Origin of the sequence: Bacillus sp. SA1-12, from assembly GCF_000981385.1 — a bacterium.
Lineage (GTDB): Bacteria > Bacillota > Bacilli > Bacillales > Bacillaceae > Metabacillus.
The window spans coordinates 154392-176881 of the sequence record NZ_LATZ01000129.1 but is presented as its reverse complement, the minus strand read 5'-3'; the positions used below and the strand labels follow the sequence as shown (position 1 = coordinate 176881).

Sequence of the window (22490 nt, the reverse complement as noted above, 5' to 3'; positions counted from 1 at the left end):
CTTAAAACTTTCTCTTCTTTAATTTAGGAAACATAAAACCCGGTCTGAATGTTTCTTTCCTAAAAATTCGCCTGAAGATTGAATCTTTTGATGACTCATAATAGGGAGTTAACGGTGCTAAAAATGGAACACCAAAAGACTTTAGTGACGTTAAATAACAAATAAAGGATAAAAATAAAAAAAGAAGGCAACATTAAATCTGCCTTCTTTTTGTTAGATACTTTATATTTAAAAAGAAAACACCAGCTCTCATGTCTCCTTCTGGTGTTTTCCTATATGTTATTTTATTCTTCAATATGTTAATTAATCTTTTCCACATTATTTAAGACGATTCCAAAATAATCACGTAACGCTTCTGCATATTCTTCCTCCGTATTCGGGGTGAATGTACGAACACCATCTTCTGTAAAAATGCGAAATTCATTTCCTGCTATCGTATTCCTTCCCTCGTTTGTTCGAATTGCAGCCATCGCAGCTTGGGTAAATATAGATTCAGGAGCATTCTCACACCAATATGAGGTTGTAATAAAGTCCATAGCCAGCTGTGGTTCTTCTGAAAAAGAATAGAGCCAATTCCATTTTCCCTGCCTTTGTTCACAAAGAATCCAGCCATAAGTGGAATCACGCTCTAGTTTATAAAACTCATTACCTTGTCCCTGTACCAAATTCTCAATCATTTTGATTGGTCTTCTCGGAGCAACACCACCGACACCAACATCACATAGATACTTTTCTCCTTCTGCCTCAACAAGTAATATATGATGTCTCCGCATTGGCGGGGGATTTGGTTCATCACGCCAAAATCGTGCAAAGCAATCAATTACTTGGTAGCCTAGCTCTTTTAATAACCAGCCAAACAAAGCATTTAATTCAAAGCAATATCCCCCTCGTCTGCGAATAACAATTTTCTCATATAAATCTTGAATTTCTAATGACAATGGTTTTTTTTCTAAAATATCAAAATTCTCATACGGTACGGTTTGAACATGGCATTCCTGCAAACTTGAAAGTGCTGCTAAGCTGGAATCTACTTGACCGTCATAACCAATTCTATCTAGGTATCCGCGAATTACTGTCTTTATTTCAACTTGATTATGTTTCATTAACATCAGTCCCTCTTATAAATTATCATTCTTTAAAAAAAAGGGTTGTTATTCATCAAAGGTGAAAAGCATGTCTAATTGATTTTACGGTTCAATCAGTGATATCTTCTCAAATATATATGCTTTTTTCTAGAATATATCAGTTAAATTGCTTTAGTTCCTACTAATGAATGATAAAAACCAATAAGGGGCGATCTCAATACTAAAGAGTAGTCAAACTCTTTTGAGATGCCCCTCCTGCTTAAGGAATTTGGCCCCTTATCCAATTACACCCTTTTTTAAGATAATATTTGCATAAAGTGCTCTTTCACCTGTTGCCACAACCGCATACGTTTTCTTTGTCCGGTCATAAAAAGAAAAGCGGTCAATCCATTCAATAGAGATAGACTTACTTTCTTTTTCATTAGCGATCTGTTGATACTGCTCCCAAATGACTGGTTTAACATCATCCCCTGGAACTGCTGCCATTAGTGTGATTGGATGTTCCACATACGTATCAAGAGGAAATAACGTTAGAATCGCCTCTAACAAATCAGGTATTGAATGACCGTCAGCTCGAATTAATCTTTGCGCATGGCTTGCTGCCGGAAAATTGCTGTCTGCTAAGACAATTTCATCGCCATGTCCCATTTCACAAAGCACCTTTAATAAGTCTGGAGATAAAAGTGGCGGAATCCCTTTTAACATATTATCAACCTACTATCGATTATTTTTCCTCAACAAATGTATTAGTTAATGTGCCTAATTTTTCAATTTCAACTGTGATTTCATCTCCTGGCTGTATATATACCTGCTTTTCAACAGGGTAACCTAAAACTACTCCTTCCGGGGTACCTGTTAGGATTACATCCCCTGGTGTAAGGGTCATATGCTGTGATATGTAACTGACAATTTCATCGACATAAAAAATCATATCTGACGTATTTGAATCTTGGCGGACTTCTCCATTTACATACGTTTTTAATTGAAGATTGTTCGGATTTCCAACTTCATCCGCTGTTACGAGATAAGGTCCCATTGGGCTGAAATCATCACATGTCTTTCCTAGCAGCCATTGAGGGGTTCTTAATTGTAAATCCCTTGCTGATAAGTCATTTACAGTACAATAGCCAAATACATGTTCCAATGCAGCTTCTTTGCTTACATATTTTGCTTTTTTTCCAATAACGACGCCAAGCTCTACTTCGTAATCTAATTGTTCTGTTACTTTTGGAACCGCTATTTCCCTTTTGTGGCCTGTTAACGTATTATTAAATTTATTAAATAAAATCGGAACTTCTGGATACGGAGCATTTGTTTCATCGGCATGCTTGCGATAGTTTAATCCGACACAAATGATTTTATTCGGTTGTGTGACACATGGTCCCCATTGAATATCGTCTTCATTTTTTAAAAAAGGAGCCTCATTTGAAACTGGCAGAGTAGAAATATAATCTTCTAGTTTAGAAATAGCTTCCTGTCCGCCTGCTATAATCTCCATCACATTTGTTTGAATTTGATTATTTGGATTTTCATTTAATGCAGCTTCAACGTCTATGATTCCCTTTTCCACTTTTACACCTAACGCTTGTTTTTCATCTTTAATAAACGTTACTAGTTTCATAAAATATCCTCCTGATTTTTTCTCATTTATTATTAAAATTAAGCAGCTAACAATTACTTTCAATCATACCTCACACTATAAATACCGAGACAGTTATCAAAACATTTTACAAGATAAATTTGATGGATCAAGCATTCTTTCCATATACAACACCTCCATCTATATAAAGAGGAGATCCCATCATAAACCTTGATTCATCTGATGCTAAAAAAAGCGCGGCATATGCTACATCCTCAGGCCTTCCTAAATCACCGCTTAGTTGACGAGTTTTGATCTTTTCAATCGCTTCATCAGGGTTTTCATAGGATTGCTTCAAATAATTCTCTACAAAAGGAGTTAATATAGTACCTGGCAAAAGGGCATTTACTCGAATATTGTAAGCGGCATAATCTACCTGCATTGACTTCGTTAAGGCTAAAATCGCTCCTTTAGTGGTTGAATAGGATGCACGGTCAGCTAGTCCCATTTCGGCAATACAAGAAGACATATTAATAATGGAACCTTTCTTTTGTTCCATCATATGCGGGAGAACAAATTTGCTTGGCAGCATCACACCATTGATGTTTACATTCATTGTTTTGTTCCAAGCATCTAAATCTACTTCATGGAGCTTTCCGATTCCGCTAATACCAGCATTATTAAACAGTACATCAATACGTCCATATTTGCTTATTGCTTCTTCGACCATTGCCTTAACAGAGCTTGCGTCTGTAACATCCGCCTGAATGAAAAAGGCCTCGCCATTTGCTTCGCGAATTTCCGCTGCGGTTTCTTCGCCGCTTTCAGCATTTAAATCATTAACAATAAGGGATGCCCCTTCTTTTGCAAAAAGTAACGCTGTACATTTTCCAATCCCGGAGCCTGCACCAGTAATTAAGATCACTTTATCTTTCAATCTCATATTCTTTCATCCCCTCCTATAATAATTTAATGCTCCATATGGTCATCTGGCTGTGCCGCTTTCACTGTTAATCCGCCGTCTACCATTAATAAATGCCCATTGATTTGTTTCGCTTCGTCCGAGGCTAAAAACACCACTGCATCTCCGATTTGCTTCGCTGTACCCAACCTTTTCATCGGGTTTGCTTCAATTTCTTGGCGGCGAATTTCCGGATCAGCAAGAAAATCGGTACACATATCTGTATCAATCGTACTTGGTCCAACTGCATTCACATTGATATTGTATCGCCCAAGCTCGATTGCCATACCTTTTGTTAACATATGTCCAGCTGCTTTTGATGCTTGATAATGCGGAATAACTGGACTTGTGACCATTAGGCTGGCAGTAGATAAAATGTTAATGATTTTTCCTTTTCGGTTAGGAATCATCCGTTTGGCTGCTACTTGAGATGTGAGAAATATTCCTTTTACATTTGTATTAAATGTTCGGTCCCATGTCTCTTCTGTTACTTGCATAAACGGTTCAAAAGGGGCAATTCCAGCATTATTAACCAAGATTTCGACTTCTCCAAGCTGTTCCTCAATTGTTGTGAACATTGTTTCTACATCTTGTTTATTGCCAACGTCGGCTTTTATTACTATTGCTTTCCTGCCGAGCTTTTCTGCCATATTAAGAACCTCTATCGCTTGTTCTCTTAAATCATCAGTATAATAATTGATGGCAACATTAGCTCCCTCTTCAGCCAATCTTAAAACAATCGCCTCACCAATCCCACGGTTGCCGCCTGTTACAAGAGCAACCTTTCCAAGTAAGCGCTTCATTAATATTCCGCTCCTCTCCTACAAACTAATGCCAATTCTGCTGATACTGAATTCCTGATGACCTAAAATCTCCGCTTTTGTTAATTGCCCTGATGCTACACTTACAATTTCGTCATATATCCGTTTTCCCGCTTGTTGAAGTGACTCTTTCCCTTTTAAAACAGGACTTGTATCAACATCAATATTGTCTGCCATTCGCTTTGCCATGACTTCGTTGCCGGAAATCTTAATAACTGGAACAATCGGATTTCCAGTCGGTGTCCCTCTTCCGGTTGTAAAGCATACGAGCTGAATGCCTGCTGCTGCCATTCCAGTGACACATTCAATATCATTTCCTGGCGAGTCCATAAAATAGAAGCCACTTCCAGGTATTTCACTAGCAAAGTCAACCACTCCTTGTAATGGAGCTGTACCTGCTTTACTTATACACCCTAATGATTTCTCCTCAATACTGGATAATCCTCCTTCAATATTTCCCGGACTAGGATTTCCACCTCTCATATCAACACCCATACGTTCAATTTCTGCTTCAAATTTAGCTATTGAATCATACAGTTTATTCTTTACTTCTTCGTTCACCGCTTTTTCAGCTAATATATGTTCCGCACCGATAATTTCAGTCGTTTCCCCCATGACGATGCTTCCGCCTTTTTCAATAATAAGATCGGATGTCCTTCCTAAGGCAGGATTGCTGCATAAACCTGATGTTGCATCAGATCCGCCGCATTTCACACCGACAATAAGCTCTGAAAGAGAAATATCTTCATGTGGAATGGTTGCTATTTTTTCTGAAAGCTCTTTTGCCAATTCGATTCCTTTTCTTATCGAATTTACCGAGCCACCCTCGTCTTGAATATCGATCCATATTACCGGCTTTCCAGTCTCAGCAATTTCATCTCGGATCTGCTCTGCATTCATAACCTCACAACCCAAGCTTACAATTAAAACGGCACCAACATTCGGGTTTTTCCCCATCCCGACAAGAACCTTATGTGTCCTCTCTTTATCCTCACCTACCTGGCTGCAGCCATGCTGATGAGGAATGGCCACTGATCCTTGTACCTGCTGTTGGATGCGATTTACAACTTGATTAGCACAAATAACTGTCGGCATTAGCAGCAAATGATTGCGGATCCCTACTCTTCCATCAGGCCTGAGATATCCTTTGATCTTGGTCATAATTTCACCTCTCCTTTTTCACGAATTGGTTGATCCCCACGGCCGCGAACACCTATTAGGTTATGCACATGAACATGCTCACCCTCTTCAATTACTGCCGTGGCAACACCGATTGACTCTCCATATTTTAGAATTGTTTCTCCAATTTCGATTCTTTTTAGAGCTAGTTTATGACCGAAAGCTACATCCTGTTTAGCTGTTAACGTACAAGTACGTTCCTCAATTTGAACGGTTAATTGCTCACCCTTTTCAACAGAACGAAGCAATGTGACAACGCTATCATTTCGATCCATCACAATGCATGAGATACCTTCATCAAATGATTTTTCTTCCATTTAATATTCTTCCTTTCAATCGAAAGTTCCTTGCTATTTATCAGTCTATCACCTATAAATTGTTATAAAAATTGCCTGAATTGACTTCTTTGTATCATATTTTGATATGTTAATACTTTAGAAAAAAATAAGGCAATCCCCTGTTTAGAAATAGTTTTGGGCTTAAATTTCTTCAGCATGTTTAAAATTTTTTAACTACAAAATATTACTTATAGAGGAATTGTGACAGTCAATGAAAAATACATAATAAATAGAATGATATTTTCTAAAACAAAGGAGGAAAATATGAAAGCGCAGACAAAACTCATTGAGCCATTACTATCATTGTTCGAAAACTATCAGACGATTGATTTAAGCTACACCTTAGAAAACGGGATTCCTGCATATCCTACACATCCAAAATTTTACACAGCACCATGGAATGAAGTAGATAAAATTGCTGATTTAAATATGCTGATTATGAGTGACCATACCGGTACTCATATCGATAGTACATCTCATTTTATTCTTGATGAAGGAAATTCAATACGAAAGGGCATTGATGAGATCCAGCCTTTACTAGGACGAGCTATAAAAGCAACATTTGGTCCTTTTGAAGCAACAAATCAATTCGTAACAAAAAGTCAGATTATCCAATGGGAATCGGAAAACATGATGATAAAAAAAGATGACATTTTTATCATTCATTTTCAATGGGGCCAAAAATGGGCAATAGGTCCAAAAGGAGATGAGTTTGTAAAAGGCTGGCCTGGACTCGCAGAAGATGCTGTTTCATACTTAGTTGAAAAACAAATAAAAGCAATTGGAACAGATTGTTTAAGTATTGATCCAGGTGATGGAGGCAAAGGTGCTTTTTCTGCTCATTATGGGTTTTTAGGTAACGGGATTTTAATCATTGAAAATTTAACAAATCTAGATAAATTACCAGTTGAAAGCTTTTTCATTGCACTTCCATTAAAGATTAAAGATGGAACAGCCTCTCCAATAAGACCCATAGCTCTGGTTCCAAAGAATGAAACGTAACGGTACAAAAAAGAACAAATCGCTCAAAGCAGATAAATGAAAAGCAGGGAGGTTATTAAAACTATTTCGTCCCCTATTTAAAGCTTTTATCCATTCCAAAAAAGGTTTTCAATTAAACCATATGTTAGCGGTTTAATTGAAAACCATCTTTTTGGAACTTTCTTATATAAATTCATTTCTATCATGAACACTCTTATTCTTTTAAAATAGGAACAACAATATCAGGGTTTTGAACAGTAATTAAATTATCCAAATGTATCAAGGAAACTATTCGTTTAACAATTAGGCATTCATCCTCTTTTCATAGAAACCCATAAAGTGAAAACTTCACTAACATCCTCATGCATTTCATTTTTCATCTTTAACCTGACTTCTTGTATAAAAATTGCCGAAACTGACTTTTTTGTATCAAATACTGATATATAATAGTAAGAAAAGTATGAGTGAGGTGTTCGTTAATAATGATGCCAATTCGTAAACAATTTTATTCTGAAAATTCTTTACCTTTCCATATCGTTTATAAACAAACGAAAGGGCTTCAACACGAGTTGCCTGAACATACACATGAATGGTTAGAAATTGTGATGATACATGAAGGAAAAGGGACATTTTTCATTGATCAAACGTTTTATGATTTACAGAAAGCGGATCTTATCATAATTCCAAGTAATACGATCCACCGTGCCATACCAGATAAAGGGCATTCCCTCACGTCAACTGCTATTTTCTTTAGCCCTGCCCTGCTTAATCATTCTATTTTTGGAAATAGCTTTTTATATTTGAAGATTTTTGAGGAATCAAAGAAAGGGAAGAATTATAAGTACTCCTTAGAAACAAACCATCTCCTTCAATTAAATGAATATATTGATACGCTTGTGAATGAGGTGGAGACAGAAAGCCCAGACCAAGTGAATGCTATTCTTTTATGGCTGCATGTCATGTTGCTTCACTTAAATCGACATTGCCTTACCTGGAAAACAGGAGTTACTAACCAAACCTCCACTTTCGGTCCCGAGTGGTTTAAGCAAGCATTAATCTATATTGATCAACATTTAAACTCAAATTTAGATTTACATTCACTCTCAACACGGTTTTCCGTTTCAGCGGCTCATTTTAGCCGAGTATTTAAACAGCTTATCGGTATTAATATAACCGATTACATAGCGATGAAACGAATTCTATTAGCGAAAGATCTTCTAAGCAGTTATAATGAAAAAATATCTACAGTTGCTGAACAATGTGGATTTACGAGTATGCCGCATTTTTTTCGGACATTTAAGAAGCTGACATCGATGACCCCATCGGAGTATCGGAAGAAGATTAGCATGTAAAACATAATGCGGCTGTCTTTAGTTTCCCAAAAAACACAAAATATAGAGGGCTTTATGAGTAGTCCTGTATATTGAGGTTTATAGAAAGGGGGAAAATGAGACAGCCGCAATAGCTTTTAACGGAAAAGGTTTTCTATGTCTTTTTTAGTACTGTATTATAAAAAACTTTTTAACTATTTTCTAAAAAGGTTTTATTTTAGAAATTAATCGTTATCACGTTGTTTCGCGCGTGATTCTCCGCCCTTTTCACCAATTTCTTGGTAAAACTCTTTATCATGATTTTCGGAAGTGGCTTCCCCACCCTTTTGTCCTATTTCTTGATAGAATTCCTTATCATGATTTTCAGCTGTGGCTTCTCCGCCCTTTTGTCCTATTTCTTGATAGAATTCTTTATCATGATTTTTTGAAGTGGCTTCTCCACCTTTTCTGCCAATCTCTTGATAAAATTCCTTATCATGATTTTCGGAAGTGGCTTCCCCACCCTTTTGTCCTATTTCTTGATAGAATTCCTTATCATGATTTTCAGCTGTGGCTTCTCCGCCCTTTTGTCCTATTTCTTGATAGAATTCTTTATCATGATTTTTTGAAGTGGCTTCTCCACCTTTTCTGCCAATCTCTTGATAAAATTCCTTATCATGATTTTCGGAAGTGGCTTCCCCACCCTTTTGTCCTATTTCTTGATAGAATTCCTTATCATGATTTTCAGCTGTGGCTTCTCCGCCCTTTTGTCCTATTTCTTGATAGAATTCTTTATCATGATTTTTTGAAGTGGCTTCTCCACCTTTTCTGCCAATCTCTTGATAAAATTCCTTATCATGATTTTCGGAAGTGGCTTCCCCACCCTTTTGTCCTATTTCTTGATAGAATTCCTTATCATGATTTTCAGCTGTGGCTTCTCCGCCCTTTTGTCCTATTTCTTGATAGAATTCTTTATCATGATTTTTTGAAGTGGCTTCTCCACCTTTTCTGCCAATCTCTTGATAAAATTCCTTATCATGATTTTCGGAAGTGGCTTCCCCACCCTTTTGTCCTATTTCTTGATAGAATTCCTTATCATGATTTTCAGCTGTGGCTTCTCCGCCCTTTTGTCCTATTTCTTGATAGAATTCTTTATCATGATTTTTTGAAGTGGCTTCTCCACCTTTTCTGCCAATCTCTTGATAAAATTCCTTATCATGATTTCTTGAAGTGGCTTCTCCGCCTTTACGACCTGCTTCTTCCAACGTCATTTTTCGATCATTATCTTTTGCCATTATTAATTCCTCCTTGATTAATTCTTTTTAAAATGCTTGTCCTCTCGAACATATAGAAAATATAACCGTCTTGTTCCAAGTTAAAACCTATTTTTCTAAAATCTTTTAAAATTATCAAATCTTACTAAACTAAATTAATATCTTTGCAGATGCTGATCAGATGGAGAGGGCTGGATCAAATTCTCCAAGTCTAATTTCGTTGATGGTGTGGTATCTGCTTTCAATAGTCTTTTCATTTTTTCTAAAGCATAAGTATGATCATCTATTTTTTCAGAAGCAGCACAGTCTTCAGGAATACAAATTTGATAGTTTCTCATATAGGCATCATTTGCTGTAAAAAGAACACAAATATCAGTTTGCAGCCCCGTAAGAATTAACCTCTGTGCCTTTAAAGAGGCAAGCAGTGTCTCCAATGTTGTGGAAAAAAAACCGGAATGCTTTGGCTTTATGATGAAATAATCGTCTTTATCTGGTATAAGTAACTCTGCAACCTCCCTTCCTGTACTTTCCTTACGTAATGATGCCTTCACAATTTGTGCCCGTTCAGAGGTCCATTTGCCATAATTGTCATTGATATAAATAACCGGAATCCCTTTCCTCTTAAATTTTTCCTTCAACACTCGCAATCTCTTTGCCATTGGTAATGCGTTTTTTGCCAATTCTCTTCCGCCTTCGAAATTCATATCATTGAAGACGTCTATGATCAATAAAGTTGTAAAAGAAAAATCAGGTACGCTTCCGTTTAACGTATCATTGATTGACAGTTCCTCCATTTTTATCCTCCTCCGCTCATCCATTTCCTTTTCAATAACTTTAGACACCTCAATTATTTTTTCATTCCCGCTCTGTGGAATAGCAAAACAAGTCCTAATAAGCTCCGTATAAAAAAATAAAGACTGCCGGGTTTCCCGGGCAGCCTTTAAGTGAAAATTACCTTACGTTAATTTCTTAATGCTTTTTTAGTACTAGGTCCAACTATGCCATCCGCTGTTAGACCACGGGACTGTTGGAATTGACGCACTGCCCGTTCTGTATTTGATCCAAATACTCCATCCATGCCATTTGTATTAAACCCTTTGGCGGTAAGAATACGTTGCAGTTCTTTTACAGCAGCACCTTTGCTTCCTCTTTTCAGAGTACCGCTATTATATAAGGCTGAACCAGATGATGATGAAGGTGGTGTTGGTTTAGTTACTGTTGTGCCTCCAAGTGCTTTTCTTGTTGCAGGACCGACTATGCCATCTGCTACTAGATGTCTTGCTTTTTGGAATTGGCGGACAGCCTTGTCTGTATTTGAACCAAATACCCCATCGACCCCTTTGGTGTTATAACCTAATGCCGTTAGCTTACGTTGCAGTTCTGCAACTGCAGGCCCTCTATCCCCTTTTTTAAGAGTGGCTCCATTTGATGTAGCTGGAACTGAGCCTTTAGAAACTTTATATCCATAAGAAACTGCAATTGAATCAAAGGATTTACCTGAAGTGACGATCATAACAGGTGTACCCACCGGTACTTGATTATACAGCCATTCCACCTCGTTATCATACATACGGACACAGCCGCTGCTCACATAGCCGCCAATTGAATTAGGATTATTATTGCCGTGAATCGCATAGGTAGTTCCCCATGTTCCCCTGGCATTTATTCCAAGCCATCTGTTTCCAAGCGGATTTCGTGGGTCACCGCCTGGAATCCCCCCTTTGTAATAAGGTCTGTTCTTAATTTTGTTCACAATCTTAAATTTCCCCTCTGGTGTTAACGATTGGCTCCTTCCAGTTCCTACCTTAAACACTTTTTTCAGTTGATTATTTTCGTAATATGCAAGCTGATTGGTTGCCTTATTAATAATAATAAATTTGTTTCCTGCTGCAGAGCTGGTTGATATGTTTCCAATACTGAAAAACATTAAAACTGCCATTAGAAAAACCAAAAAACATTTTTTAACCATTACTGTTCCCCCCTAAGTTGTCACTACACATGATTAGACGGAACATACTTAAGAAATGTTTTCATCATTCCAAATTTTTCTATTGACAAAAACCAACAGAATTTTACTTGCCGATTTTCAAGAATGGTGTATCCTGTTTACTGATAAATTGCTGCAGAAGAATTAAGCGATACTATCTTCAGAGGGTATTACTGTCCGTTAAAAATGAGATAAAATGGCGAAAGGCGCCAAACTCAATTGAGAGTTTGACGCCTTTCAAGCAAGGATTCAAGTTTATTATTTTAAGAGATGCTCAACAGCTCGGAGCCAAGTCGTTGCCATCAGCATATTTCCAGCGGAATTCATATGAACACCGTCTGTCGTAAGTTTAGATGTATTTCCAGATTGTAAATACTCGAGAAAAGCTTGATGGGTTGGAATAATTGTCGACCCAAATTGTTTAGCGAGTTGATGGACAATTTCAACATAATCCCTTAACAGTTTATTTCCTGTTGAGTTAAGATCCTCATCAATAATGGTTGGTTCCATTAACAGGATTTGTGCATTTGTTTCTTCTTTTACCTTTGTTAATAGTTCTTTGTACACGTTGTTGAACTTTTCAGGAAGTACTTGCTCTATTTCAGGACGGTCAAGCTGTCTCCAGACATCGTTTATTCCAATTGAAATGGAAACATAATCAGGTTGGTGGGCAATGACATCTGTCTGCCATCTTGCAGCTAAGTCAGTAACTCTGTTTCCGCCTATTCCTGTATTGACAATTTGGAAGTTAGCAGCAGGGTAGGTTGTGAGCAGATAATCGTGGATGAGTCTGACATATCCATTTCCCAATCCCTCATGGTCTTCTCGTCTTCCGCAATCTGTAATGCTATCACCAATCAGCAAAATTTTCGTCGTTTTCATTTTTTCTTCTCCTCTAAATGATGTATTTCTTTTCTACGTTAATTATTTTACATCTATCCGGGAAATACCTGCTTCTTGGCTAAACAACATGATTTCTTTTATTCTTTAATCGAATAAAATTTGGCACAGTTCTCTCCTAAAATGAGATGTTCTGAATCGGGTGCAAATTGTTTTACATAATCAATGACAATCTCCATGACAGATTCATAGCCTTTACTGACTGTGCAGACCGGCCAATCTGATCCGATCATGATTCTTTCAGGTCCAAATGCTTTAAATACAATATCCAAATATGGCTTAAAATCTTCTTTTCGGCAATTCATCCAATCTGCCTCTGTCACCATCCCTGATACTTTTACAAAGACGTTTTGGCAGCCTGCTAGCTTGGCAATATCTTCTTGCCATGGAGACATTTCTTTATTCTTTATATCCGGTTTACCGATATGATCTAATACAAAGGGTTGATTCGGGAATGCTTCGACAAGCCTTAGGGCATTAGGGAGATACTTTGGAAAGAGTAAGAGATCATATGTAAGACCAAATTCACTTAACTTACCAATACCTCTTTGAAAATCCTCTCTTAGCATAAATTGATCATCTGCTTCATCATGTATGATATGGCGAACTCCTTTAAAATAAGGATTGTCCGCGAATTGTTTTAATTGTTCGGTTATATCCGGTGCGCATAAATCAACCCAGCCAACGACACCTTTGATAAAATCGTGATTCTCAGCTAACTCCAAAAGCCATCTTGTTTCCTCTAAGCTTTGTCTTGCTTGAACAGCAACGGTGCCGTCAAAATGAATTGCTTCTAAAAGCACCATAAGATCTTCAGGCAAAAAATCATGTTTCAACTTGGACATGTTCTCATTAATCCAGCCATATTCCTTTTCGTTATAAACCCAAAAATGATGATGAGCATCAATTTTCAAAATAGACTTCCCCCTTACATCCAAGATTTATTCTTAAGGCTTACTATGATTCTTTTAAAGCAGTTTCCGGTTTTGAAAAGAGCTTTCTCTCGACCGTTTCACTTTTTCTATTACTTGGTTTTGGACCTGAGAAGCCTTTTATCGACCTTTTCACTGGTTCTATTAGCTGGTTTTGGACCTGAGAAGCCTTCTATCGACCTTTTTATTGATTCAATTACCTGGTATTGGAATTGAGAAGCCTTCTTTCGACCTTTTCACTGGTTCTATTACCTGGTTTTGGACCTGAGAAGCCTTCTATCGACCTTTTTATTGATTCAATTACCTAGTTTTGGTCTTGAGAAGCCTTCTATCAACCCTTTCCCTGTTTCTATTACCTAGTTTCGGACTTGAGAATCCTTCTATCGACCTTTTCACTGTTACAATTAGCCAACTTTATTATATTTCAATAATCGCTTTAATTACGTTTGACTGTGGTAAAAGCCATTCTTCAAACTGTACAGTCATCTCATTAAAGGAGCAGCGATGTGTAATCAAGTCTTCTAATTGAATTTTCTTATCCTTTACCGCACCAATAACATTGGTAAAATCCTCTTTTGTCGCATTTCTGCTCGCCAATAGCGTCAGCTCTTTTTTATGAAAATCCGGATCGTGGAAGGTAATGTCGCCCTTTACCAATCCGACAAATACTAAAGTGCCTCCATGTGCTGTATATTGAAAAGCTTGATTCATGGATTGTATATTCCCTGTAGCATCAAAAACAATACTTGGTAAATCTCCATCCGTCATTTCTGATAACTGCTTGATAGGATCATTTTTTGCATTGACTGTTTCATCTACATTAGCCCAGCTCCGACAGAACGCAAGTCTTTCTTCATTAATATCCATTGCGATGACATGAGCGCCGCGATATTTTGCGAATGCCATTACTCCAAGACCAATCGGTCCGGCTCCAATCACTAAAACCTTGTCGCCTTCCTTTAAGGATGAACGGCGAACAGCATGGGCACCGATCGACATAGGCTCTAGCATGGCTGCTTCATCAAGTGAAATTCTATCGGTCTTAATTAAATGGGTCACTGGTACTGTTAATGTTTCAACCATGCCCCCATCCTTATGTACCCCAATGACCTGCATTTCTGTACAGCAATTCGTTTTTCCTGTTTTGCAGGCAATACATTTCCCGCAATGCATATATGGGATAATAGCAACATGATCCCCACTTTGAAATCCCTTACCATTCTCTTCGACTTTTTCAATTATTCCCGATAATTCATGACCTAAAATTCTTGGATAGGTAAAAAAGGGCTGGTTACCTTTATAAGCATGTATATCTGTGCCGCATATCCCAATCCGCTTTATATTGACCGATGCCTCTCCGTTTTTCAATATGGGCTTTTCTGTTTCAATGATTTGTAAGTCGTCCGGTTTTTGGCAAACAATTGCTTTCATATGTTTCTCCTCCTAGATAAAAATGCTACAAATACTCTTTCTCTTTTTGTAAACCCTTTCAAAAATTTTATCATGTCTATAAAGATATAAAAATAACTGATTCTGCTGTTTTTATACCTTTTCATGATTATTACTTCAGAAACTTCCAACCATTTATAAAAAAAGCAGGCTATTATGCGAATACACATAGCCTGCTTTCCCTATCACCGATTTCAATTTCCCTATACAGCTGCTGCTTTTATTGGTCGAATGGTATATGATTGTCCTGGATTAGTTGAAAAAGCGATCAAGCCATTTCCTATTTTTTCAGTATCGACCGCGCTTCCCCCAGCTTTCACTTCAACTGCATTTTCTATGCTAACAATACACCTTTCACCTTTTAAAGAACGGATCTGGACTTCTTTCAATTGTCTATTCTCCCACTCTAGATCTACCTCGAATCCGCCGCGCGCTCTTAGTCCCCTGACAAATCCATCTGCCCATGCATCAGGCAGTGCCGGCAAGAATTGTATTCCGTCTGTATGTGATTGAAGAAGTAATTCAGCAAGTCCTGCTACAAAACCAAAGTTTCCATCAATTTGGAATGGCGGATGGGCGTCAAAGAGGTTGGGATAAACACCGCCTTTGTGATAATTTGTCTTATTATCTTCAGTGACAAGCTGAAGTAAATTTGATATCAAATCTAGTGCACGATTTCCATCTTTAAATCTAGCCCATAATGCTATCTTCCAAGCAAGGCTCCAGCCCGTTCCCTCATCCCCTCTTCTTAAAAGAGACTGCTTGGCTGCCTCAAATAATTCAGGTGTTTCATGATCAGTAAACTGTTTGCCCGGGTATACACCAAAAAGGTGTGAGACATGACGATGGTTTATTTCTTGATCCTCCCAATCTTTAAACCATTCTTGAAGCTGACTATATTGTCCGATCTGAAGCGGGAAAAGCTTTGATCTTTTTTCTTCTAATTCTTTTCTGAATTCTATATCACTATTTAACTCTTTTGTTGCATCGATGCAGTTTGTGAACAAATCCCATATTAGCGTTAGATCCATTGTAGCAGCCATACTAATCGCTGCCAGTTTTCCATTTTCGGTTACAAATTTATGTTCAGGGGACGTTGAAGGCGCTGTCACTAAGTATCCAGCTTCATCCTCTATTAACCAATCGATACAAAATAGCGCTGCTTTTTTCATAATTGGGTATGCCTTTTCACGTAAGAATTGCTTATCACGGCTAAAGTTAAAGTGCTCCCATAAATGCTGTGATAGCCATGCTCCTGCCATCGGCCAGAATGTCCAAACCGGATCACCATGACCGTAACCGCCTACTTGAGCAGATTGACGCCAAATATCTGAGTTATGATGGGCAGTCCAGCCTCGGCAACCATAATTTATCTCGGCTGTTCTTTCCCCGTTAAGGGATAGCTCCTCTATAAAAGTAAGGAGTGGTTCATGGCATTCTGCTAAGTTACAGGTTTCAACGGGCCAATAATTCATTTGTGCATTAATATTTAGTGTATAGTTACTGCTCCAAGGCGGTTGAAGCATATCATTCCATATGCCTTGTAAATTAGCTGGCTGAGTTCCAGGGCGAGAGCTTGTGATCATTAAATATCTGCCATAATGAAAAAGCAGCTCAACTAATTTAGGATCCCTGGCTCCATAGTGTTCAATCCATTTGTCTGTCGATATCTCTCCCTTTACCAAAGATGGACCCAAATCAAGTTCTACGCGATTGAAAAGTGAAGAGTAGTCCTTTATATGATTTTCTCGAAGTGTTTCAAACGTATGTTGTTTTGCATTTTTTAAGTACTCTATAACAGCAATGGAAGGATCTTTTCCTTCTTTACGCGGTGATTTTTCATACCCATTGAAGCTTGTCGCAGCTGTAAAAAACAAGGTAGCTGTTGTTGCTCCCTTTACCTGAAGCTCTTCATCATTAAGATTGAATACACCATCCTCTAATTTAACAGCTAACCGCCCTTCGAATGTGATAGAGTTCCCCTTTTCATCTTGCGCGTAAATAATTGGCTGATCATTTTCTTGGTAATAATTCGGATCTACATTATCCGGGCAAACTCCTTTGAGAATGAGTTCTTCATTTGTATTTTCTGTGTTGGAATGAAGCAAGCTTGTTAATTTAGCCGTAAAGTTGAGCTTCCCCTGTTTATCTGTTTTAAGGTAAATCACAATCACTTGATCTTCAAAAGATGAAAACATTTCTCGTGTGTATGTAACATCTTCAATCATATATTGAACACGAGCGATGCCATCCTTTAGATCAAGACTTCGCTTATAATCATTTATTCTGCCATTGTGATCAAATGTTATAAGCAAATCACCTAATGGCAAATACGATTGTGTATACGGGCCCATCGTTTTCTTTGCAAGCTGATCTGCCTCTTCGTATTTTCCATCAACTATTAATTTTCTTATTTCAGGTAAATACTGTTTGGCCTCTGGATTGTTCCATTCTTTTGGACTTCCTGACCACAATGTATCCTCATTCAGTTGCAATCTTTCCAAATCTACCCCGCCAAAAATCATTGCTCCCAGCCGGCCATTTCCGATAGGAAGCGCCTCATTCCATGTTTTTGCACTTGTTTGATAGGTTAATTCCATTTTTAACATCCCCCTTCAGCTCTTTTAACCCATTCATTGATCGTTTTTGCATCATCAACACCCTCATTATAAAGCACTTACGCTTTCATATTAATAATATCTCTTATTCTTTCTTTTGGGTAAACCTCCTCGATTTTTACCTTTCCATTTTGATAACTTCCTTTAACAGTTGTTTTAAAAGGAGCATGCAGTTTAAACTCAACATCCCAATTGTCAGGCCATGCCGGAAATAGATAAATAGCCTTTCCATTGGTCTGCATGAGCATTTCTTGAAGTCCAATCATGCCTGTTCCTCCCCAATTATGATCAGGTGTCCAATCATGTCCAGGTCCCCAAAAAGCGGGAAAACGGTGTGGGCCATCAGACAATTTTTTAATTGCGAAATCAGCCGCTTCCTCCGTTAAACCAAGCAGAGCCGTAAAGATATTACCTTGGTGCCAGCTAACATGCCCCTTATGCTGGTCATGGTAGACACTAATTCGCCATGTGTTAATGGCTGTTTGCAAATCAGGGCGCCCAAATCCATATAACCTGAAAGGAAAAAGAGGGTAAAGCTGCGGAATCTCAACATTTTGGACATGTGACCATGATTCGGCAGGAGCAATGGTTCGCTTACCATCTATTTTTTCAAATGAAAGCGGGGGTACACGATTTAGAATTCCAAGCCATTCTCTCTTTTTGGCTGCACTAGCCAACTCCTCTGGAAGATCAAGCATTTGCTGAAGGACCGCAATTAAGCCCGCAATAACATCTGTCGGGTTTTTTGCATTTTTAAAGGTTTCAACTGCTGTTGATGGGTAAATAACCAGATGCCCATTTTCATCTAGCCTATTGCCAGTCTGCTGATTAAGCCGATATTGATAATGCTCATCAAAAAATCGAATTGCACTTTCAATAAAAGGCATGTAACAAGTAATGTCCTCACCACAATATTGATAGTTTTGGAGAATCATGAGGGCAAAATCTAACTGGTGGACATATTCATACTTAACGTAATCATTATCTTCAACCCCTGGATCAAGTCCTTAACCGATTCCAGCCATATTCCCTGCTGGTTGGCAGTCCTGTATGATTTAACTGTTCTGTAAACGAACATCCCTCATGTCCCCAATAAACTCTCGTTCGCAATTCTGCCGTCTTAAGCGCGTTTAAGTAAAATTCAAATTGCGGCTTCATCATGTCAAAGTCACCTGATTTCAACATTAGTCAATACACTAACCGTTGATTTTGTGCTGTAAATGTACTGCCTCCCCACCTCCTAAAATCTGGTGTCTCAGAATTATAGTTTTCCTTAACGAACAGGAACAAATGTAAAAAGCCCTCCGTTAAACTTTGTTGGTTCTTTACCATTTGCATTGCAAGCTAGCATGAATCTGAATAATTGGTAGTTTCTTCCTATTTTCCAAACGGGGTCTTCAGGAATTTTTTCATTTGGCTTTATGAATATATAGCTTCTGTCCCAAAATTCCCTCCACCATTTTTGATGAAAAGCCCAAGTTTTATTCCGGTTGTTGTTTTGTTCAATCGCTTTTTGCAATTCACTTTTCCATACCTCAATATTAGGAGCATATGAGGTATGGAAATATCCATCAATTGTACATTTTTTTAGTGGTGAGTTGCTCCTCAATGACCACCCTTGATAAGGAATCCCCTGATAGGATCCTTTTATGATTTCATTTTGAGACATTTCACTGCATGAGAGAAAGCCTCCAAATACCAGTTTTTTTGTTGGATGATAGATTTCATCTCGATATTCATCTAAGCTTTGCAATTGAACCTCTTTATCAAACATGAGCTTGTTTGGGTCATTCTGGTGGTAAAATAAGACTCCACCCTCCTTAAATTCTACTTTATCCGGATATGTAAAAACTTCTCCTGGATAATCAATTAATGTAGAACATGGATCTCGATTAATGATAAGACGAGGGCCCGTTCTCCAAGTTTCAAAAATGGCTTCAACTGTTCGTTCAACTTCAGATTCAAGCTCAACATGGATAACCGGTTGATTGATTTCTACCCAAATCTTTATTTTCACAAATCTATTTTGCTCATCTTTTGCAGCAATATGGATAATCCCTTGAGAAAGGTTTAATTCTTGAATAAATTCAGAAGTTTGCTTAAATGGATTTGGGTTCATTCTAATTCTGCAGCGTCCTGCCTTTAACATTTGTCCGTTTTCATCGATTGTTCCGCTTCGTGAGATATAGAAGAGAAGCTCATGGTTCTCAACCCATACATTTAGACCAATATCTCCTCCTCCAACAGGCATTGATTCAGATGAGTCTATGCTTTCTTTGCACCATTTCACATTATAGGATTCCAACAATTTTTGCAGCATTTTTCATCTCCTTGTTTCTAAATAAGGAAGGAACCGATGAAGAATACCTCCATCGGCTTTTCTTTTATTGCTTATCAAACCCTAACAAAGCTCCTTTTATAAATCAGAGTTATCATAAGCTTCCTGCATAATCTCTAGATAACGTTTAAGGTTTAATTGTTCAAACCCTTGAACATACGATTCCCATTCCTTGTCTAAATCCTTTGAGCCTGTAATAAATTGCAGTGAATTTTGCTCAATATAGTCCTCAATATTCGTCCGAATCATCGCGGCTTCATCTGCAACTGCAGGGTCAATCCAGATTGCCCAATGCGGGAAAACCTCAGAAGGCTCTTTTCCTTCATATAAATGTGTTGCTTCCTGTAATCTGCGTTCATATCCTTCAGGTGAATAAATATCAGTGGCTTGGATCCATCCATCCCTGAATTCTCTTGGTTGATAATATTGCGCCATTGCTCCCCAACTATCGTTACGCGGTTCTTCGCCTTCTTTAGAAGGAATTTGCGCTAAAATAGCTTCTGCTTTTTCCTCAATGGCTACATCTCCTTCTTGAGGCTTTCTCCAGCTTACACCTTCTTCACCAAAGTGACTGCGAATCTGACCTTCTTGAGTAAACATATAGTCAACTAGCTTAATAGCAGCAATCTGTGCTTCTTCACTTGCATTATTTGTTAACACAAATGCTCCGCCAGGACTGCTTGGAAAATTGTATGTCGCATAACCAGTATTTGTCCCTTTAAGCGGTCCAGCAGCATCATAGTCTTTTTGATACTCAGCCTCAGAAACAAATACTCCCGGATGCATGGAGGTAGCTGCTCCTAAAATTTGCGCATCTGCATTATTTCCTGTTTTTTGGAGGGCCTCCGTATTTTGTGAAAAGGCACCTTTATCGATTAGCCCCTCCTCATATAACGATTTAATATAAGAAAGACCTTCCTTCCATTCCTCTTTATTCGCAGCAAGATCAACGTTTCCATTTTCCAAAAGCAAGCGTGATCTTGAATCATCATAAATGAAACCATTCATTAAATAAGGAATAACAGAAGATTCAACTAAGCCAGGAGAACCGCTCAACGGAACTTCATCTTGTTTACCGTTTCCGTTTGGGTCTTGAGTTTTAAAAGCTGTTAAAACATTTTTTAATTCTTCTGGTGTTGTTGGCATTTCTAACTTCAATTTTTCAAGCCAGTCTGTATTGATCCAAAGTTTATTTCCATACGAGCAATGGAAGCACTCATTTAATTGCGGCAATCCGTAAATATTCCCGTCCGGCGCGGTTGCCATTGCCTTATAATACGGATGATTCTCTAACACTTTCTTGATATTTGGAGCATGCTTATCAATCAAATCATTTAATGGAAGAACAACCCCCTGTTTTCCATAGCGCAGTAAGTCTGTTTGAGTAAACTGATCGACCCATGGAATAAGGAGAAAGAGATCCGGGTAATCTCCACTGGCAAGGGCAATATTTCTAACTTCACTTGCGGAAGTAGCATCAAACGTCGTTGTTTGCCATTGGAGATCTATATTAAACTTCTCTTCTGCAAGTTTGCTGAATGAATTCGTTTCTAGGTCCGTTTCAGCATTCTGCGGAGCAAAGACCTTTATTTTGACTGGACCATCTCCACTTCCCTCTTGTGACACGTCCGTTTTTTCATTGTTGCTGCACCCTGCTAAAGCAAGACTTAAAGTAAGTAAAAGTGATAAAAACAGCATGATTGTCTTTTTCATCGTAACCTTCCCCTTTTCGTTAAAATGAGAACATTATCAATCTAGGAAATAGATAAAGATAGATTTCAGTGTATTTACACCTGCATCACTCCCTTCAAAATCAGCGAAATATTTCCTTCTTATCCTTTAACCGAACCAATCATCATCCCTTTTACAAAGTGGCGCTGTACAAATGGATAAATCAGCATAACAGGTAAACTTGCCACAACGATTAAGGCATATTTCATTAGATCAGCCAGTTGCTGTCTTTCCATCATTTCCGATGCTTCCATTCCGGCGGTGCTTGTATTCAAAATAATAATATTTCTAAGGACCAATTGAAGCGGATGCAGGTCCGGGTTCTTTAAGTAAATTAAGGCGTCAAAATAAGCGTTCCACTGTCCTACTGCATACATTAAAACAAGAACTGCTATAATAGGCTTGGCCAATGGAAGCACAACAGACCAAAGAAAACGCAAATCACTGCAGCCATCCATTTCACTCGCCTCGACTAATTCATCTGGTATAGAGGTTTGAAAGAAGGTACGTGCGATAATAACCTGCCAAACGGCAATCGCATTAGGAATTAACAGAGCCCATCTCGTATCTACCATCCCTAAAGACTTCACAACTAAGTAAGTTGGGATCAAACCTCCATAAAACAACATCGTAAATACGATAAAAAACATTAAAAAATTTCGTCCAAAAAATGTTTTTCTAGATAGAGGATAGGCAATTAACACCGTTAACGTCACACTAATCAAGGTGCCGAAAAGAGTATAAATGAGTGAATTTGTATATCCTGTAATGATCTGTGAATTACTAAAAATAATTTCATAGCCTTTAAAGGACAGGTCGACTGGCCATAGCCATACTTTTCCCGATGAGACTGCCCCAGGACTGCTTATTGATGCACTGACAATATAGATAAGCGGATAAAGAACAACCACTAAAACGAGAGATAAAAAAAGGTAAACGCAAGTAAGAAAAAATCGATCAGTAAATGATTCTTTTATTTTGTTTTTTCGTCCAATCATTGTTTCATT

21 protein-coding genes and 3 pseudogenes are annotated in these 22490 nt (G+C 38.0%); 2 read left to right on the top strand and 22 right to left on the bottom strand.

Annotated elements, in window-relative coordinates; all coding sequences use genetic code 11:
* Position 1 precedes the first annotated feature (1 nt).
* From WQ54_RS35750 to WQ54_RS26410, 8 genes and pseudogenes are all read right to left on the bottom strand, one after another.
* Positions 2–172, bottom strand: a pseudogene (locus WQ54_RS35750) (spore germination protein); the annotation flags it as partial.
* A gap of 127 nt (positions 173–299) precedes the next feature.
* Complete coding sequence (locus WQ54_RS26440) at positions 300–1103, bottom strand: arylamine N-acetyltransferase (protein WP_046589105.1); 804 nt, start codon at positions 1101–1103, stop codon at positions 300–302.
* Between the two features lie 258 nt (positions 1104–1361).
* Positions 1362–1790, bottom strand: a complete 429-nt coding sequence (gene fucU / locus WQ54_RS26435) for an L-fucose mutarotase (protein ID WP_046588957.1) — start codon at positions 1788–1790, stop codon at positions 1362–1364.
* A gap of 19 nt (positions 1791–1809) precedes the next feature.
* Positions 1810–2706 (bottom strand): fumarylacetoacetate hydrolase family protein, encoded by an 897-nt coding sequence (locus WQ54_RS26430; protein ID WP_046588955.1) that lies wholly within the window; start codon positions 2704–2706, stop codon positions 1810–1812.
* A gap of 127 nt (positions 2707–2833) precedes the next feature.
* Positions 2834–3607, bottom strand: coding sequence for an SDR family NAD(P)-dependent oxidoreductase (locus tag WQ54_RS26425; protein WP_046588953.1), 774 nt, complete (start codon positions 3605–3607; stop codon positions 2834–2836).
* A 26-nt stretch (positions 3608–3633) separates the two neighbouring features.
* Positions 3634–4428 (bottom strand): SDR family NAD(P)-dependent oxidoreductase, encoded by a 795-nt coding sequence (locus WQ54_RS26420; protein WP_046588951.1) that lies wholly within the window; start codon positions 4426–4428, stop codon positions 3634–3636.
* An 18-nt stretch (positions 4429–4446) separates the two neighbouring features.
* Positions 4447–5607, bottom strand: a complete 1161-nt coding sequence (locus WQ54_RS26415) for a UxaA family hydrolase (RefSeq protein WP_046588950.1) — start codon at positions 5605–5607, stop codon at positions 4447–4449.
* On the bottom strand, positions 5604–5942 hold the full coding sequence (locus WQ54_RS26410; RefSeq protein WP_046588948.1) for a UxaA family hydrolase: 339 nt from the start codon (positions 5940–5942) through the stop codon (positions 5604–5606). Before WQ54_RS26410 ends, WQ54_RS26415 begins: the two co-directional genes overlap by 4 nt.
* A 285-nt stretch (positions 5943–6227) precedes the next feature.
* Between WQ54_RS26410 and WQ54_RS26405 the strand changes: the two genes are divergently transcribed.
* Together WQ54_RS26405 and WQ54_RS26400 are read left to right on the top strand one after the other, a co-directional pair.
* The gene (locus tag WQ54_RS26405) at positions 6228–6965 is read left to right on the top strand and encodes a cyclase family protein (RefSeq protein WP_046588946.1); all 738 of its coding nucleotides are present in this window, start codon (positions 6228–6230) and stop codon (positions 6963–6965) included.
* A 461-nt stretch (positions 6966–7426) separates the two neighbouring features.
* Positions 7427–8296 (top strand): AraC family transcriptional regulator, encoded by an 870-nt coding sequence (locus WQ54_RS26400; RefSeq protein WP_046588942.1) that lies wholly within the window; start codon positions 7427–7429, stop codon positions 8294–8296.
* 203 nt (positions 8297–8499) lie between these two features.
* On the opposite strand, the gene WQ54_RS34970 is transcribed toward WQ54_RS26400, so the two are convergent.
* The 14 genes and pseudogenes from WQ54_RS34970 to WQ54_RS26345 all read right to left on the bottom strand — a co-directional run bounded on the left by WQ54_RS34970 (position 8500) and on the right by WQ54_RS26345 (position 22481).
* Positions 8500–8970 (bottom strand): KGG domain-containing protein, encoded by a 471-nt coding sequence (locus tag WQ54_RS34970; RefSeq protein WP_046589103.1) that lies wholly within the window; start codon positions 8968–8970, stop codon positions 8500–8502.
* Positions 8944–9114 (bottom strand): annotated as a pseudogene (gene gsiB / locus WQ54_RS34965) (glucose starvation-inducible protein GsiB); the annotation flags it as partial. The gene WQ54_RS34970 and the pseudogene gsiB, both read right to left, overlap by 27 nt.
* A gap of 9 nt (positions 9115–9123) precedes the next feature.
* Positions 9124–9549, bottom strand: a pseudogene (locus WQ54_RS34960) (KGG domain-containing protein); the annotation flags it as partial.
* Between the two features lie 134 nt (positions 9550–9683).
* Entirely contained in the window at positions 9684–10322 is a 639-nt protein-coding gene (locus WQ54_RS26385) for an isochorismatase family cysteine hydrolase (protein WP_046588940.1), read from the bottom strand.
* A 167-nt stretch (positions 10323–10489) separates the two neighbouring features.
* Positions 10490–11497, bottom strand: a complete 1008-nt coding sequence (locus WQ54_RS26380; protein ID WP_046588939.1) for a peptidoglycan-binding protein — start codon at positions 11495–11497, stop codon at positions 10490–10492.
* A 276-nt stretch (positions 11498–11773) separates the two neighbouring features.
* Positions 11774–12397 carry an SGNH/GDSL hydrolase family protein gene (locus tag WQ54_RS26375; protein WP_046588937.1) on the bottom strand — a complete coding sequence of 208 codons (624 nt, stop codon included), beginning with the start codon at positions 12395–12397 and terminating at the stop codon, positions 11774–11776.
* A 98-nt stretch (positions 12398–12495) separates the two neighbouring features.
* Positions 12496–13329: an amidohydrolase gene (locus WQ54_RS26370; RefSeq protein ID WP_046588934.1), complete on the bottom strand. Its 834-nt coding sequence runs from the start codon at positions 13327–13329 to the stop codon at positions 12496–12498.
* Positions 13330–13764: 435 nt separating this feature from the next.
* A complete protein-coding gene (locus WQ54_RS26365) occupies positions 13765–14778 on the bottom strand; it encodes a zinc-binding alcohol dehydrogenase family protein (RefSeq protein WP_046588932.1) in 1014 nt (337 codons plus the stop codon).
* 221 nt (positions 14779–14999) lie between these two features.
* On the bottom strand, positions 15000–17396 hold the full coding sequence (locus WQ54_RS26360) for a glycoside hydrolase N-terminal domain-containing protein (protein WP_046588930.1): 2397 nt from the start codon (positions 17394–17396) through the stop codon (positions 15000–15002).
* Between the two features lie 77 nt (positions 17397–17473).
* Positions 17474–18301 (bottom strand): hypothetical protein, encoded by an 828-nt coding sequence (locus WQ54_RS32180; RefSeq protein WP_052737985.1) that lies wholly within the window; start codon positions 18299–18301, stop codon positions 17474–17476.
* A gap of 112 nt (positions 18302–18413) precedes the next feature.
* Positions 18414–18575, bottom strand: coding sequence for a hypothetical protein (locus WQ54_RS33965; protein ID WP_156178156.1), 162 nt, complete (start codon positions 18573–18575; stop codon positions 18414–18416).
* A gap of 112 nt (positions 18576–18687) precedes the next feature.
* A complete protein-coding gene (locus WQ54_RS32175) occupies positions 18688–19734 on the bottom strand; it encodes a DUF5703 domain-containing protein (protein WP_052737984.1) in 1047 nt (348 codons plus the stop codon).
* A 96-nt stretch (positions 19735–19830) separates the two neighbouring features.
* Positions 19831–21465 carry an extracellular solute-binding protein gene (locus WQ54_RS26350; RefSeq protein WP_046588928.1) on the bottom strand — a complete coding sequence of 545 codons (1635 nt, stop codon included), beginning with the start codon at positions 21463–21465 and terminating at the stop codon, positions 19831–19833.
* Between the two features lie 119 nt (positions 21466–21584).
* Positions 21585–22481, bottom strand: coding sequence for a carbohydrate ABC transporter permease (locus WQ54_RS26345; protein WP_046588926.1), 897 nt, complete (start codon positions 22479–22481; stop codon positions 21585–21587).
* Positions 22482–22490 lie beyond the last annotated feature (9 nt).